This window comes from Streptomyces sp. NPDC039430, from assembly GCF_055639435.1.
This window is the reverse complement of record NZ_JBVKAK010000021.1, coordinates 53,564-69,953: the sequence shown is the minus strand read 5'-3', so window position 1 is coordinate 69,953 and position 16,390 is coordinate 53,564. Positions and strand designations below refer to the sequence as shown.

The following is a 16,390-nucleotide window of genomic DNA, read 5'->3' as shown; positions in this document are numbered from 1 at the left end:
AGAGGCGTGGATCTCGAAGAGGGCGGAGACGGAGCATCTCGACCAAATTCCTGACCCTTAAGTAACCTTACTGGGGAGTAAATCTACGACCGTCCAGGGAGTCAGACAATGGCCGACCGCTATCTGCACTTCACCGGCACAGCACCCGGCCGTTTCCTCTCCTCACCACCTCGACTGGCGCCCGCCATGGTGCGCGGTGCCATCGCCTCGCCGGGCCGCGCGCGGCGGCTGCGGCGGCCGGGCTGGACGGGGCGGATACGGGACGACGCCGACGCTCTGCCGAAGACCCGGCTCGTGCTGACCGGTGCCCGTATCGACCCGGGTCGGCTCGCTTCGTACATCCGGCTCTGCGGGTTTCCCTCCGACCCGAACGGGACGGTGCCGCTCACGTATCCGCATGTCCTCGGATTCCCGCTGGCCATGCGGCTCATGACGGCACGTCAGTTCCCCTTGCCCGTGCTGGGGCTGGTGCACACCTGGATCGAGATTGGCGGACAGCGGGCCCTCTCGGTGGAGGAACGGCCGGAGATCAGCGTGTACGCGCAGAGTCTCGTGCCGCACCGCCGTGGCGTGGAAGTGATCATCGTGACGGAGGCGCGGGTCGCCGGCGAAGTGGTCTGGCACTCCCGCAGCGCCTATCTCGCGCGCCACCGGGACGACGACGGGCGGGGCGACGGGCGGGGCGACGAGCCCGGCCACGGTAGCCGTGGCCCCGACAGCCGTGGCCGTCACGGCCGCCGGCTGCCAGCTCCCGCGCCTACGGTCGCGGTCGCGCCCGACATCCCCCGACCGCTGCCGGTCAGCGCGGAGTGGCGGCTACCCGCCGAGCTGGGCCGTCGCTATGGCGCCGTGTCCGGCGACCGCAACCCCATCCATCTGCATCCGCTCACCGCGCGGCCCTTCGGCTTTCCGCGTGCGATCGCCCATGGCATGTGGACGTTCGCCCGCTGCGTCGCGGAGGCGGAAGGCGAAGCCGGCACCGGCACCGGCACCGGTACGGGTGGCCACGGTGGCCACGCGTCGTCCGTACGCGGGGAGTTCAGGGCGCCCGTACCGCTTCCCGCCACCGTGACGTACGCCGCGCGGACCGGCGCCGAGGGCAGCGTCGCCTTCCAACTGCGCGACGGCGCCGGGACCCGCGTCCATCTCACCGGGGAGCTGTCTCGCGATCCGTCCAGCGCTCCCCCGCCATGAGATTCCCGAGTCCCGTCCAGGCGAAGTTCATCAGCGTCGCCGCGGCCTCCTTCGCCGAGACGCCCGGAGTCTCGTTCGCCCACGCCGCGAGCGCCTCCGCCGCCCCCACCAGCGCCTGCGCCAGCCCGGCCACATCCCGGTCGGCCAGATCGGGCGCGCCGTGCGCCTCGCGGGCCGTCGCGCCGATCAGTCCCGTCACATACGCGACCAGCGCTTCCCGCATCTTCGTGGCCTCGGCGGCGAACGGCTGGCCGTGCGTACGCGCCTGGCGGTGGAGCACCGCCCAGCCGTCCGGGTTCTCCGCGGTGTGCGTGAAGAACGCCACGAGTCCGGTCCACAGCTGCCGGTCGGCCGGCGCCCCCGGTTCCACGGCCGCCGTCACCGCCGCGACCAGCGCCGCCGACTCGCGCCGGATACAGGCGGTGAACAGCTCTTCCTTGGAGTTGAGGTAGAGGTACACCAGCGGTTTCGAGACACCCACCTGCTCGGCGATCTCGTCCATCGAGGCGGCACGGTAACCGCGCTGTCCGAAGGTGCGCACGGCGGCGTCCATCATCTGCCGTTCGCGCTCCGCGCGCGGCATCCGCTTGCTCTTGCCGGTGCTCGCGGCACTCACCGCACCCACGTCAGGCTTCCTCCCGCTCTCCCGGTATCCCCGCCGCCCCACAAACCCGGCCCACACAACCGGCCCACGCGTCCCATCCACGAACCCGGCCCACAAACCTGGCTCACGAACTCGACCCAAACCCCGTAAGCCTACGGTTCGCCGGAAGCGCGGACAGCGGACCCGTGGTGTTCCGGCCGACTTACCGGATCGTGCTGCCCGTGAGCCGCTCGCTCGGCTCCCACACACGCCGCGGCCCGCCCGCTCCGGCCACAGCACGTCGCCCCCGGCCTCAGCAGAGGACGGGGGCGATCCGAGTGGCGCTTCCTGCGTGTGCGTTACGCGTGTGCGTTACGCGTGTGCGTTACGCGTGTGCGCGTCGCGTGCGCTCGTTACGCGGCGACCGGGACCTTCGTCCCGCGCGTCTCGTCCGCGCTGTCGTAGTCGTCCACCGGCGACGCCGAGGCCGAGTTGTACGCGTCGTGGTCGAGGATCTTCTCGCGTGCCGCGACGATGACCGGGACCAGCGCCTGGCCCGCCACGTTCGTGGCCGTACGCATCATGTCCAGGATCGGGTCGATCGCCATCAGCAGGCCGACGCCCTCCAGCGGGAGCCCCAGCGTGGAGAGGGTCAGCGTCAGCATGACCGTCGCGCCGGTGAGGCCCGCGGTGGCCGCCGAGCCGACGACCGAGACGAACGCGATCAGCAGATAGTCCTGGATGCCCAGCTGGACGTCGAAGATCTGCGCGATGAAGATCGCGGCGAGCGCCGGGTAGATCGCGGCGCAGCCGTCCATCTTGGTCGTCGCGCCGAACGGTACGGCGAAGGAGGTGTATTCCTTCGGGACGCCGAGGCGTTCGGTGACCTTCTGGGTGACCGGCATCGTGCCGACGGAGGAGCGGGAGACGAAGGCCAGCTGGATCGCGGGCCAGGCGCCCTTGTAGAACTGGAGCGGGTTGACCTTGGCGACCGTGGCGAGCAGCAGCGGGTAGACGCCGAAGAGGACCAGCGCGCAGCCGATGTAGACGTCGGCGGTGAAGGTCGCGTACTTGCCGATGAGGTCCCAGCCGTAGTCGGCGATGGCGAAGCCGATGAGGCCGACCGTACCGATCGGGGCGAGCCGGATGACCCACCACAGGGCCTTCTGGAGCAGTTCGAGGACGGCTTCGCTGAGGGTGAGGATGGGCTGGGCCTTCGGGCCGAGCTTGAGGGCCGCGATTCCGGCGACGGCGGCCATGAAGACGATCTGCAGGACGTTCAGCTCGGTGAACGGCGTGATCACGTCGGTCGGGACGATGCCGGTCAGGAAGTCGATCCAGGATCCGGAGCCCTCGGGTGCCTTGCCGTCCTTCGGGGTGAGGCCGGTGCCCGAGCCCGGGTTGGTGATCAGGCCGATCGCCAGGCCGATGGCGACCGCGATCAGCGAGGTGATCATGAACCAGAGCAGGGTACGGGAGGCCAGCCTGGCCGCGTTGTTGACCTTGCGCAGGTTGGTGATCGACACGAGGATCGCGAAGAAGACCAGCGGCGCCACGGCCAGCTTCAGCAGCTGGACGAAGATGCTGCCGATCTTGTCGAGGGTCGTGTAGAGCCAGCTGATGTCCTGGCTGCGGGCGAGCCAGCCGAGCAGCACACCCAGGACCAGACCGGCGACGATCTGCGCCCAGAACGGGATCTTGGGCAGCGGGAAGCCGGATCTTGGACCGGCCGGCTTCTCTGACGTGGTGGACGCGGAGTTCGCGGACACGAACACACTCCAGACATGACGTATCGGGGCCAGGGGCCAGGGCCCCTACGGGACGGGGGTGCGGCGCTCGTGCTTCGAAGGGCTCGGGAGGACGTGAACGAAGTCTCAGGAGAACTCAGCAGGGGCGCCGCTGCATGATGCCGGGTCAGACAGCGCGGCAACAGACCGCGGACATACAGCGGCACAGATCGACATGCAGGCGTGCCACGAGCGGGATGCCCAGGTGGCCGCGGTGACGCACTGCTGTCTTCATATCGAACACGTTAACACTTGAACTTTGAGAAGCTCAAAGCACTTCTTTGAGGTAGGAAGCGCGCGAAAGACCGCCGGAAGGATCCTGCAAAGGCCCCTGAAAGGCCCGGAAAGGCCCTGAAAGGCCCGGAAACGGCAGCACCCCAGCTCTGGAGGGACGGCTCCGGAGCTGGGGTGTGAGAAAGCTTACGTGGCGCTTACGTGGCACTTATGCCGCGCCCACCGTGCCGCCGCGCCCACCGTGCCGCCGCGCCCGCGGCAGCCGCCGCGATGACGTACGGAAGGGGGGACGGGGGCGCGTCGCCCTACTGGGTGACGCCGTCCTCCCGGGCGCGGTTCGCCTCCAGTCGCGACTTCGCGCTGTCGACCTTGCCCACGAGCTGCGCCGACATCTCGTCGCGCTGCTTGCGCAGCAGGATGAAGCTGAGCGGCGCCGAGATCACGATGGCGAGCAGCAGCACCCAGACGAAGTTGGAGTCGCCGAGTCCCTTGGGCAGCACACCGAACTGGACCAGGCCTGCGACGACCACGAAGCACCCGGCGAAGATGCCCAGACGCATCGCGGTGTACCGGATCGTGGCGCTTGTCTTCGAAGCGGTCACAGCGGGCCCTCTCTCTTCCTGGCGTACCGACGTCGCGGTATGTCCGAGTCCTACCAGTCAAGCACGGCCTGTTCAGTACCGGTTCAGCGGGAGGAGCATCGTGATGTCGTCACGGTCGTCACCTGGGGCGACCCTGATCGCGTCCGGCACCCGCCCGACCTCCTTGTAGCCGCAGGAGGCGTAGAACGTGTCGACGCCCGTGCCCCCGCGGCAGGTGAGCCGGATCGCCTCGATGGACTCGATCCCGCGGGCGGCGTCCGCCGCGGCGGCCATCAGGTCACGGCCGTACCCCTTGCCCTGGTGCCGGGGGTGGACCATCACGGTGTAGAGCCAGAGCCAGTGCCGCATCAGCCGGTGGGTGTTGAGCGCGAGGAACGCCGTCGCGGCGACGGCGCCCTCCTCGTCGTACCCGACCAGCAGCCTGACCCGGCCCTCGGCCATGGCCGCGAAGTGCTTGACCAGCTCGGGCCGTACGTCGTCCACCGTGACCGGCGGTACGAATCCGACGGCACCGCCCGCGTTGGAGACATCCGTCCAGAGCGCGAGAACTCCGTCACGCAGGCCGGGGTCCACCGCCGGATCCAGCTCGAATATGAGCGCCATCCCGAATGCCCTGTCCCTGTCCCTGTCCCTGCCCTGTCCCGTGCGTCTTTCGGATCCGTGCGCCCGCTCAGACCCGCATCGGCTGCGGGGACTCGCGGCGGTCGGCGTCGGGGCCCGGGTACTCGCGGATGATCTCGTACCGGGTGTTCCGCTCGACGGGCCGGAAGCCCGCGTCGCGGATCAGGTCGAGCAGGTCCTCGCGGCCGAGCTTGTTCGGCGTGCCGTAGTTGTCCGCGTCGTGCGTGATCTTGTACTCGACGACCGAGCCGTCCATGTCGTCCGCGCCGTGCTGGAGGGCGAGTTGGGCGGTCTGCACGCCGTGCATCACCCAGAACACCTTGACGTGCGGGACGTTGTCGAAGAGCAGCCGGGAGACCGCGAAGGTCTTCAGCGCCTCCGCGCCCGTGGCCATGGTCGTACGGGCCTGGAGGCGGTTGCGGACCTTGCCGTCCTTCATGTCCACGAAGTCGTGCTGGTAGCGCAGCGGGATGAAGACCTGGAAACCGCCGGTCTCGTCCTGGAGTTCACGCAGCCGCAGCACATGGTCGACGCGGTGCCGGGGCTCCTCGATGTGCCCGTACAGCATCGTCGCCGGGGTCTTGAGCCCCTTCTCGTGCGCGAGCCGGTGGATGCGCGACCAGTCCTCCCAGTGGGTGTTGTGGTCGACGATGTGCTGCCGGACCTCCCAGTCGAAGATCTCGGCGCCGCCGCCGGTCAGCGACTCCAGACCGGCCTCGATCAGCTCGTCGAGGATCTCGGAGGCCGACAGGCCGGAGATCGTCTCGAAGTGGTGGATCTCGGTGGCGGTGAACGCCTTGAGGGAGACCTGCGGGAGGGCTTCCTTCAGCGCGCTGAGCGAGCGCGGGTAGTAGCGCCACGGCAGCGTCGGGTGGAGGCCGTTGACGATGTGCAGCTCGGTGAGGTTCTCGCCCTCCATCGCCTTGGCGAGGCGGACGGCCTCCTCGATGCGCATCGTGTACGCGTCCTTCTCGCCCGGCTTGCGCTGGAACGAGCAGTAGGCGCAGGAGGCCGTGCACACGTTCGTCATGTTGAGGTGCCGGTTGACGTTGAAGTGGACGACGTCACCGTTCTTGCGGGTACGCACCTCGTGGGCGAGACCGCCGAGCCAGGCCAGATCGTCCGACTCGTACAGCGCGATGCCGTCCTCGCGGGTCAGCCGCTCGCCGGCCCGGATCTTCGCCTCCAGCTCGCGCTTGAGACCCGCATCCTGAACAGATGCAGTCATCAGGCCGCCTCCCACTATCTCTGCTGTCTCTGCTGTCTCTGCCGAAATGTCCGCCACAACGTGCCAGTCGAGACTACGCCCCTCACGGAACGAGAACGACGCGGCCCATGCTGACGCGCTGTTCCAGCAGGTCATGCGCGCGAGCGGCCTCGTCGAGCGGCACGCGCGCATGGATCACCGGCCGTACGGAACCGTCCCCGACCAGCCGGAACAGCAGCCGTACGCCCTCCTCCGCGAGCGCCGGGCTGTCGCGCAGCATGGTGGGCATGCTGAAGCCCGTCACGTGCCGCATGCCCAGCAGCTCCATGACGGGGATGGCCGGCTGCTCGCTGTCGCCACCGGACGCGCCGTAGAAGACGAGCCGTCCGTACGGTGCGAGGAGCCGGACGCCGTCGAGGAGCCGGGGGCCGCCGACGCCGTCGAGGACGACGTCCACGCCCTCGGGTCCGGCGGCGTCACGGACCCGCGCGGGCCAGTCGGGGTCGGTGTAGTCGACGGCCGCGTCCGCGCCGAGCGCGCGTACGAAGTCCAGCTTGCGCGGTGAACCGGCGGTGGCGATGACCCGTTGCGCACCCAGGGCACGGGCCGCCTGTACGGCGATATGGCCGATCGCGCCGGCGCCCGCGTGCACCAGCACCGTCTCGCCGGCGGCCACCCGCGCGGTCTGGAGCAGGTGCACCGCGATCCGGCCGGTGGAGCCGAGCAGTGTGGCCTCCGCGAAACCGAGGCCGTCGGGCAGCGGCAGCACCCGCGCGGCGGGGGCGGCGACGAACTCCGCGTAGGCGTCACGGGCCTTCCATACGATGACCCGCTGTCCCGGCTCGATCCCGGTCACCCGGTCGCCGGTCTCGACCACGACGCCCGCGACATCCGTGGACGGGCAGTACGGGAGCGGCGGGGCGCCGAGCGGGAAGGTGCCGAGGCGGCGCTGTACGTCGGCGTGGTCGACGCCGATGGCCTCCGCGCGGACGAGCACGTCCTCGGGGCCGTGGGCGGGCGGCTCTGCCTTCTCGGTCCGCAACACCCGGGACGGGCCGTACTCGTGGTGCCGGACGATACGCACAGTCGCTTCCTCTTCCTCTGCTGCGTTTCCGGTTCTGTGCTTCCGGTTCCGTGCTTCCGGTTCCGCGCTTCCGGGTGGACCCGCCGGGGTCACACCTCCTCGGGCAACTCCCCCACCCTGTTCTCCCACTTGGTGGAGAGCACGATGGTGGTACGGGTCCGGGAGACGCCCTTCGTACCGCTCAGCCGGCCGATCGTCTTCTCCAGGCCGTCCACGTCGCTCGCGCGGACCTTCAGCATGTACGAGTCGTCGCCCGCGATGAACCAGCAGTCCTCGATCTCCCCGAGATCGCGCATCCGGCGTGCCACGTCCTCGTGGTCGGCGGCGTCGGAGAGCGAGATCCCGATCAGCGCGGTGACGCCGAGGCCGAGTGAGGCCGAGTCGACCGTGGCGCGGTAGCCGGTGATGACGCCCGCCGCTTCGAGACGGTTGATACGGTCGGTGACGCTGGGCCCGGAGAGTCCGACGAGCCTGCCGAGCTCGGCGTACGAGGCTCTGCCGTTCTCCCTGAGGGCCTGGATGAGCTGCCTATCCACGGCGTCCATATGCCTGAAGCCTTCCATTATTCAGCAATCCCACAAGATTATAGATAAAATCTAAGGCATGCAGGGTCGAAACCCTACGAATATTTGGTTCAGGGCCCTTTCCTCGTCCCAGTCGGTCTCGTCGTCACCCACGAGAGCCGCCTAGCTCTCCCTCCCAACGGCGGTACAGCCGGTGCGGCACCCCTGCCGCGTCCAGGACCCGCCCGGCGACGAAGTCCACCAGGTCCTGGATATGTGTCGCCCCCGCGTAGAACGCCGGAGAGGCGGGCAGCACCACGGCGCCCGCCTCGTCCAGGGTCACCAGATGTCTCAGCGTCTGGCCGTTCAGCGGCGTCTCCCGTACGGCGACCACCAGTGTCCGCCGCTCCTTCAGAGTCACGCTCGCCGCGCGCTGGAGCAGATCCTTGGACAGGCCGAGCGCCACCCCGGCCACACTCGCCGTGGACGCGGGCACGATCAGCATCCCCTTCGCGGGGTACGAGCCCGAGGAGGGGCCCGCCGCCAGATCGCCGGCCGGCCAGTGCCGTACGTCGTCCGCGCCCGGGTCCGGGCTCAGCTTCACGTCGAAGGTGTCCGGCTTGCCGTCCGCGCCGCGCGCCAGCCAGGTGCGCAGATCGGCCCGCCAGCGCGCGTCCCTGAAGGCGATGCCCGTCTCGTCGAGGAGCGTCAGCCGTGACGCCCGGCTGACCACGAGATCGACGCTCTCGCCCCCGTCCAGCAGCCCCCGCAGCACGGCCGCGGCGTACGGCGTCCCCGACGCTCCCGAGACGCCGACGACCCAGGGCCGCCGGGGCTGGCGCGGGCTGTGCTCGTCTTCGTACGATCCGGGCTTCACGGATCCGAGCCTATCCGGCGGGCCGGGGCAGGAACCGATGACCGTACCCCGGACGTTCACGGGGCGCAGAACCTCGGGAACACGGACGAGCAGTGACCAGAGGGGGCCCCGATGCCGTATCCGACCGCCCGACCGCCCGCGGGCTCGACCGCACGGAGCCGGAGCCGGACCTCACGGATGAAGCCGGCCGCGGCCGTCATGATCGGCTGGGTCGCCCTGCTCTGGGTGCTCGAAGCGGTGAACGGCCCGACCGGCTCGCTCAGTACGTACGGACTGAGCCCGCGTGACGTCGGCGAGCTGCGCGATGTCATCCCGATGGCCTTCCTGCACCACGGCTACGACCATCTCGTGTCCAACTCCCTGCCCCTGCTGATCCTCGGCTTCCTCGCCGCGCTGACCGGCCTGCGGCGGTTCGCCGCCGTCGTGCTCACGATCATGGTCGTCGGCGGCCTGGGCGTCTGGCTCACCGCCGCCGACCACACGGTCACGGCGGGCGCCTCCGGGGTGGTCTTCGGGCTGCTCGGCTATCTGCTGGTGCGCGGCTTCGTCGACCGCAACGCGGTGGACATCGTGACCGGTCTGCTGGTCCTCGCGTTCTACGGCTCGGCCCTGTGGGGCGTCCTGCCGACGAACTCGGCCGTCAGCTGGCAGGGCCATCTCTTCGGGCTGATCGGCGGGGTGCTGGCCGCGTTCATGTTCCGCAGGCAGCCCCCGCTGAACGAACGAATAACGGCGCGGGGCTGAGCGGCTCGCGGGGCTGAGCGGCTGAGGCACAGGACACCGGCCGTACGTGGACACCGCCGCACGTGGACACCGCCGCATCCGGACACCGGCCGTACCCGCCTGCCGCGCCGGCCGCCCTACAGCGTCAGGCCCCGCACCAGGAGATCCAGCAGCGCGGCCACGAAGAGGGCTATCCCGATGAAGCCGTTCACGCTGAAGAACGCGCGGTTCAGCCGCGAGAGATCGCCCGGCTTCACGATCGTGTGCTCGTACAGGAACGCCCCCGCGACGACGGCCAGCCCGGTCCAGAAGAACGCTCCGGCGTCCGTGGCCAGCGCGTACCAGACCAGCAGCGCCACGGTCACGGCATGGCAGGCCCGCGCCCCGTACAGCGCCGCCGGGATACCGAACCGCGCCGGTACGGACAGCACGCCGTGCGCACGGTCGGCCTGGACATCCTGGCAGGCGAAGATCAGGTCGAAGCCGCCGATCCAGATGCCCACCGCCAGCCCGAGGATCACCGCGTCCCACGACCAGCTGCCGGTGACCGCGAGCCAGGCGCCTACCGGGCCTATGGCCTGGGCGAGGCCGAGGATGGCGTGCGGGAAGTTGGTGAACCTCTTCCCGTACGGATAGACGACCATCGGGATCACGGCGATGGGCGCGAGGGCGAGACAGAGCGGATTGAGCGCCGCCGCGGCCCCGAGGAAGACGACGACGGCCACGAGCGCGCCCGTCCACGCGGAGCGCACCGAGACCGCGCCCGTCACCAGTTCGCGTCCCGCCGTACGCGGATTGCGCGCGTCGATCTCGCGGTCGATGATCCGGTTGCAGGCCATCGCGAACGTACGGAGCCCGACCATCGCGATGGTGACCAGCAGCAGCCGGACCCAGTGGACGTTCCCGTCCAGCTGGAACATCGCGGTCAGCGCGGCGATATACGCGAACGGCAGCGCGAAGACCGAGTGCTCGATCATCACCAGCCGCAGAAAAGCCCTGGTCCTGCCCGGCTGCGGTACCGCCGCCGCTGCGCTCGTCACAGCCCGTACTCCCTCCACCGGCGGTCGACTTTCGCCGCCGTCTCCGGGTCGGACTCGACCATCTCCGGCCAGCCGCCGTCCCGGGTGTACCCCTCCTCGGGGAGCTTCCTCGTCGCGTCGATCCCCGCCTTGCCGCCCCAGAACTGCTGGTAGGAGGAGTGGTCGAGATGGTCGACCGGGCCCTCGACGACGGTGAGGTCGCGCGCGTAGTCGGTGTTGCCCAGCGCCCGCCAGGACACCTCGTGCAGATCGTGCACATCGCAGTCCGCGTCGACGACCACGATCAGTTTGGTCAGCGACATCATGTGCGCGCCCCAGATCGCGTGCATCACCTTCTGCGCGTGCTTGGGGTACTTCTTGTCGATCGAGACGATCGCGCAGTTGTGGAAGCCGCCCGACTCGGGGAGGTGGTAGTCCACGATGTCCGGCACGATGATCTTCAGCAGTGGCAGGAAGAACCGTTCCGTCGCACGCCCCAGCGGCCCGTCCTCCGTCGGCGGCCGGCCGACCACGATCGACTGGAGCAGCGGCCGCTTCCGCATCGTCACGCAGTCGATGGTGAGCGCGGGGAACGGCTCCTGCGGGGTGTAGAACCCCGTGTGATCGCCGAACGGGCCCTCGGGCAGCATCGTGCCCGGTTCGAGCCACCCCTCGATGACGACCTCGGCGTTGGCGGGCACCTGGAGCGGGACGGTCTTGCAGTCGACCATCTCGATGCGCCGGCCCTGGACGAAGCCCGCGAAGAGGTACTCGTCGATATCGCCGGGCAGCGGGGCGGTCGAGGAGTACGTCACGGCGGGCGGACAGCCGAACGCGATCGCGACGGGCAGCCGTTCACCGCGCTTGGCGGCCACCTGGTAGTGGTTGCGGCTGTCCTTGTGGATCTGCCAGTGCATCCCGATGGTGCGCCGGTCATGGCGCTGGAGCCGGTAGAGCCCGAGATTGCGGACGCCGGTCTCGGGGTGCTTGGTGTGGGTGAGACCGAGGTTGAAGAAGGAGCCGCCGTCCTCGGGCCAGGTGAACAGCGCGGGCAGCTGGTCCAGATCGACGTCGTCGCCGGTGAGGACCACTTCCTGGACAGGCGCGTCCTTGATCTTCTTCGGCGGTACGTGCGCCATGGAGCTGAGCTTCCCGAACGCCTCGCGCATTCCGATGAAGCCCTGCGGCAGTTCGGGCTTGAGCAGCCCGCCGATCTTGTCGCTGATATCGCTGTACGCCTTGAGCCCCAGCGCTTTCAGCAGCCGGCGGTCCGTGCCGTACACGTTCATGGCGAGAGGCATCGCCGAGCCGCGGACGTTCTCGAAGAGCAGCGCGGGCCCGCCCGCTTTGTTCACCCGGTCGACGATCTCCCCGACCTCCAGGTACGGATCGACTTCGGCCTTGATGCGCTTGAGGTCGCCCTCGCGCTCCAGCGCCCGGAGCAGCGAGCGGAGATCGTCGTAAGCCATGCGCTCCAGTGTGTCATCCTCCCCGGCGCGGCCCGCCGGGGGCTTACCGACCGGACGGGGCCCACGTGCCGACTAGACCTGCGTGCGGCGAGAAGACCCCTGTGCGGCGAGAAGACCGCTTGACCGTCCGGGACCGGGTCTGATCGGTTACTCGTTACCCTGGTGCTGTCAGGGGGCCGCTGACGCGGTCTCGATCTCCGCCAAAATCTCGATCTCCACTAAAAAGGGGACTCCATGCTTCGGGTGCTGATGATTCTGGTGCCGTTGGCTCTCAGCATCTATGCCTTCATCGACTGCATCACCACCGATGAGAAGGAGATCCGGTACCTCCCCAAGCCCATCTGGGCGATTCTGGTGCTGCTTTTCCCTCTGGTCGGCTCCATCTCGTGGCTGATCGTGGGCCGGGAGCGGACGACGGCGGTGCGCCGTGGAGGCGGCTGGGTGGCGCCCGACGACAACCCGGAGTTCCTCAACTCCCTCAAGGACGAGAAGAACGTCAAGGGCTCCAAGGACGCCGAGGACGTGGGGGGAAGCGACGAGGACTCCGCTCATCTCGCGCAGTGGGAAGCGGATCTGAGGCGCCGCGAGGAGGAGATCGAGCGGCGTGAGAAGGGCGGCGGCAGCGCGGACGACACCCCGCCGAAGCCCTGACAGCCGCCCCTTCGGACGGACATACACCCATCAGGCATACGCACCTACAGGGGCGCCCCACGCGGAGTCAATACCGCGGAGGGCGCCTCTTGATGTATCCGGTGTACGCGGGATGCATCCGGCGTACGGGAGTTGCATCCGGTGTCCTGGCGGTGCACCGGTGTACGCGAGTTACACCCCCGCGTACGAGTGCTTGCCCGTGACGAAGATGTTCACGCCGTAGTAGTTGAAGAGCCAGCAGCCGAAGGCGGCCAGCGCCAGATAGGCGGCCTTGCGGCCCTTCCAGCCGGCGGTGGCGCGGGCGTGCAGGTAACAGGCGTACGCGACCCAGGTGATGAAGGACCAGACCTCCTTGGGGTCCCAGCCCCAGTAGCGGCCCCAGGCGTCGCCGGCCCAGATCGCGCCCGCGATGATCGTGAACGTCCAGAGCGGGAAGACCGCCGCGTTGACGCGGTACGCGAACTTGTCGAGCGACGCCGAGGCCGGCAGCCGCTCCATCACCGAGGTGGCGAAGGCGCCGGGCTTGAGGCCGGCGGCGAGCTTCGACTCGTACCGCTCACGGAAGAGATAGAGCAGCGTGGCGACCGCGCCGACGTAGAAGACCGCGCCGCAGAAGATCGCCGTGGAGACATGGATCCAGAGCCAGTACGAGTGCAGCGCCGGAACCAACTGGTCGCTGGCGGTGTACAGGACGGTGACCGCGAGCCCGAGGTCGAGGAGGACCACGGTGACGAGCGGCAGTCCCATCCAGCGGACGTTCTTCCGCAGCGCCAGGAGCGCGAGATAGACCCCGACGACCACGGTGGTGAAAGTGATGTTGAACTCGTACATGTTGCCCCACGGCGCCCGCTGCACGGACAGCGCGCGGGTGACCACCCCGGCCGCCTCGATGCCCCAGGCGAGGACCGTGAGGGAGACGGCGATCCGGCCGTACAGATCGCCCTGCGCGTCACCGCCCGCCGCGCCGGGGCCGTCGGGCAGGTCGCGGGTGCCGCTCGCGGAGCGGGTGATGACCTCCGGCCGCTCCAGGACGGCCGTGGAACCGCCTTCCCGCGCGGACCGTACCGTCACCGGCGCCGCCGCGGACGTCCGGTCGCCGCCGGTCAGCGCGGCGGCGGTCCTGGCGACCTTGCTGCGGCTGCCGAACAGCCACTCGGCCATGTACGCGAAGAAGGCCAGCAGGTAGACGGCCATGGCCGAATAGATCAGCACATTGCTGGTCTGTGCCAGGCTCTCATTGGTTGCTGTGGCGGCGAGATTCACTTCTCAGCCCCTTCAACAGTCTTTTCTGCGGGATCAGGCGCGCTGGGCGCCTCTGAATGGAGGGTGCCGGCCAGTTCGGCCAGTTCCTCGGGGAGCTTGGCGGACTCGCTGCGGCCGAGTCCCGCCATCTCGACGACGGTGACGCCGTCGGCGCCCCGTACCGCCCGGACCCAGACCCGGCGCCGCTGGATGAAGAGCGAGCCGGCCAGCCCCGCGATGGCGGCGATCGCACCGGCGAGGGCCCAGGCGTCACCGGGCTGATGGGTGATCTGGAAGCTCGCCCACTCCCTGACCTCCTTCTCGAAGGTGATGGAGCCGGCGCCGTCGGGCAGCGTCAGTGAGTCGCCCGGCATCAGGGTCTTCTTCAGGACATTGCCCTTGGCGTCCTTGAAGGCCGTCATCTTGTCGGTGTTCAGCTGGTACACGTTCTGCGGCAGCCCGGAGTCGACACCGAGACTGCCGTGGTAGGCGCCGATGTTGAGCACCGGGAAGTCGAGCGCGGGGAACCGGGAGAACATCTGCCCCGAGCCCTTCCCGCCGTACGTCGGCACGAAGAACGCGGCGAAGCCCAGCTGGTCCTTCTTGCCGTTCTTGTCGCGGTAGCCGTCCATGACCTTGATGGCGCCCGTGGACGAGACGTTGTTGTCGATCGGCAGCAGCGGGACCGCGCCCCGGAAGACCTCCTTGCCGCGGCCGTCCTTGACGGAGACGACGGGGGCGTATCCATGGGCGATGAGATAGACCTTCGAGCCGTCGACGTCGAGGGGCTTGTTGACCTCGATGACGGCCTTCTTCTCCGGGCCGGCCGGGTCGGTGGTGTACCGGACGTCGGCCTTGAAGGTCCGGGGGGTACCCAGTTGCGGCCCGCTGCGCTCGTACGTTCCCGTGAACGCGTCCAGCGTGAAGCTGAACGGCGCCAGCTCGTCCGTGTTGAAGAGGGAGCCGGACTTGAAGTCGTCGTACTGGGTGAGGGTGTTGGAGAAGCCGTCGCCCTCGACGATCAGCTTGCCGCCCTCCGACTTGAGGAGCTGTCCGCTCGCGAAGGCCACCAGCATCACGATCAGCGCGATGTGGAAGCCGAGATTGCCTGCCTCGCGGAGATAGCCCTTCTCCGCGGCGACCGCGTCACCGACCGTATGCGCCCGGAAGCGGCGCTTCTTGAGGATCGCGAGCGCGGCCTCGCGGGCGGCCTCGGGCTCGGCGGTGGTGCGCCACGTCGCGTACGCGGGCATCCGGTCGAGGCGCTTGGGCGCGCCCGGCGGCCGGCCGCGCAGCTGGCCGACGAACTGCCAGGTGCGCGGGACGATACAGCCGATGAGGGAGATGAACAGCAGGATGTAGATCGCGGAGAACCACACCGAGCTGTAGACGTGGAAGAGCTGGAGGCTGTCGTAGATCGGCGCGAGTGTCTCGTGCCGCTCCTTGAAGTCCTGCACCTTCACCTCGTCGATGCCGGTCTGCGGGATCAGCGAGCCGGGGATGGAGCCGAGGGAGAGCAGGAAGAGGAGGATCAGCGCGACGCGCATGGAGGTGAGCTGGCGCCAGAACCAGCGGAGCCAGCCGACGATCCCGAGGGTGGGGCCGCCGATGACGGTGTCCTCACGCTCCTCGCGGGGGGCGGTGGAGAGGGTGGACCCGGCGTCGCCGAGTTCGCGCGCGTCACGGGCGTCGGAAGCGGCGCGGGCCGCGTCCGATGCCGCCCGCGCGGCGGAGTCGGTGTCGTCGCCGGTGTTGGTGGCGTTGTCGCTGTCGTTGTCGGTCCCGGCCACGGTCGGGGTGTCGGACCCGGTGTCGTTCATGGACGCCTTGCTCATGGAACTAGATCCCCACCGTGAAGCCGTTGGTCCAGGTCTGCATGGACTGCACGAGGCTGTCCCACGCGCCGGTCAGCAGCGCCAGACCCGTCAGGATCATCATCGCGCCGCCGATGCGCATCACCCATACGTAATGGCGCTTGATCCAGCCGAACGCCCCGAGCGCCTTGCGGAACGCCACCGCCGCGAGCACGAACGGCACTCCGAGACCGAGGCAGTACGCGACGGTCAGTATGGCCCCCCGGCCGGCGCTCGCCTGATCGAACGCGAGGGCGTTCACCGCGGAGATGGTCGGCCCGAGGCAGGGCGTCCAGCCGATCCCGAAGAGGGCGCCGAGCAGCGGCGCGCCCGCCAGGCCGGACACCGGGCGCTTGTGGAAGCGGAATTCGCGCTGGGTGAGCCAGGGCATCATCCCCAGGAAGAACACACCCATGAGGACCATCAGGACGCCGAGCACCTTGGAGAGGACGGCGCGGTGGTCCTGGAGCGTCTCGCCGGCGAAGCCGAACAGCGCCCCGCCCGAGACGAAGACCGCGGTGAAGCCGACGACGAAGAGCGAGGCGCCGGCGACCATCCGGCCGCGTCTGGCGTCCGCCAGATCGGTGCCGCTGACGCCGGTGACATACGAGAGGTAGCCGGGCACGAGCGGCAGCACGCAGGGCGAGAAGAAGGAGACGAGCCCGCCCAGCAGGGCGATCGGCAGCGCGACCAGCAGCGCTCCGCTGTAGACCGTCTCATTCATGCCGGGGACCGCGGCGA

16 protein-coding genes are annotated in these 16,390 nt (G+C 69.2%); 3 read left to right on the top strand and 13 right to left on the bottom strand.

The genetic code is table 11. The features are described from left to right. Positions 1 to 108 precede the first annotated feature (108 nt). Positions 109 to 1,194 (top strand): MaoC family dehydratase, encoded by a 1,086-nt coding sequence (locus tag ACZ7LS_RS33345; protein ID WP_385134593.1) that lies wholly within the window; start codon positions 109 to 111, stop codon positions 1,192 to 1,194. Here the strand turns inward: ACZ7LS_RS33345 and ACZ7LS_RS33340 are convergent. From ACZ7LS_RS33340 to ACZ7LS_RS33305, 8 genes are all read right to left on the bottom strand, one after another. After that, positions 1,148 to 1,777: a TetR/AcrR family transcriptional regulator gene (locus ACZ7LS_RS33340; protein WP_382525789.1), complete on the bottom strand. Its 630-nt coding sequence runs from the start codon at positions 1,775 to 1,777 to the stop codon at positions 1,148 to 1,150. The two genes, ACZ7LS_RS33345 and ACZ7LS_RS33340, sit on opposite strands and share 47 nt — an antisense overlap. Before the next feature lie 413 nt (positions 1,778 to 2,190). Beyond that, positions 2,191 to 3,546 carry a dicarboxylate/amino acid:cation symporter gene (locus ACZ7LS_RS33335; protein ID WP_382525709.1) on the bottom strand — a complete coding sequence of 452 codons (1,356 nt, stop codon included), beginning with the start codon at positions 3,544 to 3,546 and terminating at the stop codon, positions 2,191 to 2,193. A gap of 557 nt (positions 3,547 to 4,103) precedes the next feature. Continuing rightward, entirely contained in the window at positions 4,104 to 4,400 is a 297-nt protein-coding gene (locus ACZ7LS_RS33330) for a DUF4229 domain-containing protein (protein WP_382525707.1), read from the bottom strand. Positions 4,401 to 4,472: 72 nt separating this feature from the next. Further along, positions 4,473 to 5,003, bottom strand: coding sequence for a GNAT family N-acetyltransferase (locus ACZ7LS_RS33325; RefSeq protein ID WP_382525705.1), 531 nt, complete (start codon positions 5,001 to 5,003; stop codon positions 4,473 to 4,475). Between the two features lie 67 nt (positions 5,004 to 5,070). Next, positions 5,071 to 6,249 carry an aminofutalosine synthase MqnE gene (mqnE, locus tag ACZ7LS_RS33320; protein WP_356516718.1) on the bottom strand — a complete coding sequence of 393 codons (1,179 nt, stop codon included), beginning with the start codon at positions 6,247 to 6,249 and terminating at the stop codon, positions 5,071 to 5,073. 82 nt (positions 6,250 to 6,331) lie between these two features. Then, complete coding sequence (locus tag ACZ7LS_RS33315; protein ID WP_385134591.1) at positions 6,332 to 7,312, bottom strand: quinone oxidoreductase family protein; 981 nt, start codon at positions 7,310 to 7,312, stop codon at positions 6,332 to 6,334. 89 nt (positions 7,313 to 7,401) lie between these two features. Next, entirely contained in the window at positions 7,402 to 7,857 is a 456-nt protein-coding gene (locus ACZ7LS_RS33310) for an Lrp/AsnC family transcriptional regulator (protein WP_382525701.1), read from the bottom strand. 124 nt (positions 7,858 to 7,981) lie between these two features. Beyond that, a complete protein-coding gene (locus ACZ7LS_RS33305) occupies positions 7,982 to 8,692 on the bottom strand; it encodes a UbiX family flavin prenyltransferase (RefSeq protein ID WP_385134589.1) in 711 nt (236 codons plus the stop codon). Positions 8,693 to 8,869: 177 nt separating this feature from the next. Here ACZ7LS_RS33305 and ACZ7LS_RS33300 point away from each other — a divergent pair, with 177 nt between their 5' ends. Further along, complete coding sequence (locus tag ACZ7LS_RS33300) at positions 8,870 to 9,436, top strand: rhomboid family intramembrane serine protease (protein WP_382525698.1); 567 nt, start codon at positions 8,870 to 8,872, stop codon at positions 9,434 to 9,436. 116 nt (positions 9,437 to 9,552) lie between these two features. Here ACZ7LS_RS33300 and mqnP read toward each other — a convergent pair whose 3' ends face one another. Further along, entirely contained in the window at positions 9,553 to 10,455 is a 903-nt protein-coding gene (mqnP, locus tag ACZ7LS_RS33295; RefSeq protein WP_382525696.1) for a menaquinone biosynthesis prenyltransferase MqnP, read from the bottom strand. Beyond that, on the bottom strand, positions 10,452 to 11,903 hold the full coding sequence (locus tag ACZ7LS_RS33290; protein ID WP_382525694.1) for a menaquinone biosynthesis decarboxylase: 1,452 nt from the start codon (positions 11,901 to 11,903) through the stop codon (positions 10,452 to 10,454). The genes mqnP and ACZ7LS_RS33290 overlap by 4 nt, the downstream gene beginning before the upstream one ends. Positions 11,904 to 12,137: 234 nt before the next feature. Here ACZ7LS_RS33290 and ACZ7LS_RS33285 point away from each other — a divergent pair, with 234 nt between their 5' ends. Next, entirely contained in the window at positions 12,138 to 12,554 is a 417-nt protein-coding gene (locus ACZ7LS_RS33285; protein WP_382525692.1) for a PLD nuclease N-terminal domain-containing protein, read from the top strand. 171 nt (positions 12,555 to 12,725) lie between these two features. On the opposite strand, the gene ccsB is transcribed toward ACZ7LS_RS33285, so the two are convergent. From ccsB to ACZ7LS_RS33270, 3 genes are read right to left on the bottom strand one after another with little or no spacing between them, the layout of a single operon-like run. Next, positions 12,726 to 13,817 (bottom strand): c-type cytochrome biogenesis protein CcsB, encoded by a 1,092-nt coding sequence (gene ccsB, locus ACZ7LS_RS33280; RefSeq protein ID WP_382525690.1) that lies wholly within the window; start codon positions 13,815 to 13,817, stop codon positions 12,726 to 12,728. Then, the gene (gene resB, locus ACZ7LS_RS33275; protein WP_385134585.1) at positions 13,814 to 15,631 is read right to left on the bottom strand and encodes a cytochrome c biogenesis protein ResB; all 1,818 of its coding nucleotides are present in this window, start codon (positions 15,629 to 15,631) and stop codon (positions 13,814 to 13,816) included. Before resB ends, ccsB begins: the two co-directional genes overlap by 4 nt. A 4-nt stretch (positions 15,632 to 15,635) precedes the next feature. Then, complete coding sequence (locus ACZ7LS_RS33270; RefSeq protein ID WP_382525787.1) at positions 15,636 to 16,373, bottom strand: cytochrome c biogenesis CcdA family protein; 738 nt, start codon at positions 16,371 to 16,373, stop codon at positions 15,636 to 15,638. Positions 16,374 to 16,390: the final 17 nt, after the last annotated feature.

What these genes read in the sequence shown, in the direction of transcription:
- ACZ7LS_RS33325 (WP_382525705.1), bottom strand. Translation starts at nt 5,003, where the DNA reads ATGGCGCTCATATTCGAGCTGGATCCGGCGGTGGACCCCGGCCTGCGT.
- ACZ7LS_RS33300 (WP_382525698.1), top strand. Translation starts at nt 8,870, where the DNA reads ATGAAGCCGGCCGCGGCCGTCATGATCGGCTGGGTCGCCCTGCTCTGG.
- resB (WP_385134585.1), bottom strand. Translation starts at nt 15,631, where the DNA reads ATGAGCAAGGCGTCCATGAACGACACCGGGTCCGACACCCCGACCGTG.
- ACZ7LS_RS33340 (WP_382525789.1), bottom strand. Translation starts at nt 1,777, where the DNA reads ATGCCGCGCGCGGAGCGCGAACGGCAGATGATGGACGCCGCCGTGCGC.
- ACZ7LS_RS33345 (WP_385134593.1), top strand. Translation starts at nt 109, where the DNA reads ATGGCCGACCGCTATCTGCACTTCACCGGCACAGCACCCGGCCGTTTC.
- ACZ7LS_RS33290 (WP_382525694.1), bottom strand. Translation starts at nt 11,903, where the DNA reads ATGGCTTACGACGATCTCCGCTCGCTGCTCCGGGCGCTGGAGCGCGAG.
- mqnE (WP_356516718.1), bottom strand. Translation starts at nt 6,249, where the DNA reads ATGACTGCATCTGTTCAGGATGCGGGTCTCAAGCGCGAGCTGGAGGCG.
- ACZ7LS_RS33285 (WP_382525692.1), top strand. Translation starts at nt 12,138, where the DNA reads ATGCTTCGGGTGCTGATGATTCTGGTGCCGTTGGCTCTCAGCATCTAT.
- ACZ7LS_RS33270 (WP_382525787.1), bottom strand. Translation starts at nt 16,373, where the DNA reads ATGAATGAGACGGTCTACAGCGGAGCGCTGCTGGTCGCGCTGCCGATC.
- ACZ7LS_RS33310 (WP_382525701.1), bottom strand. Translation starts at nt 7,857, where the DNA reads ATGGACGCCGTGGATAGGCAGCTCATCCAGGCCCTCAGGGAGAACGGC.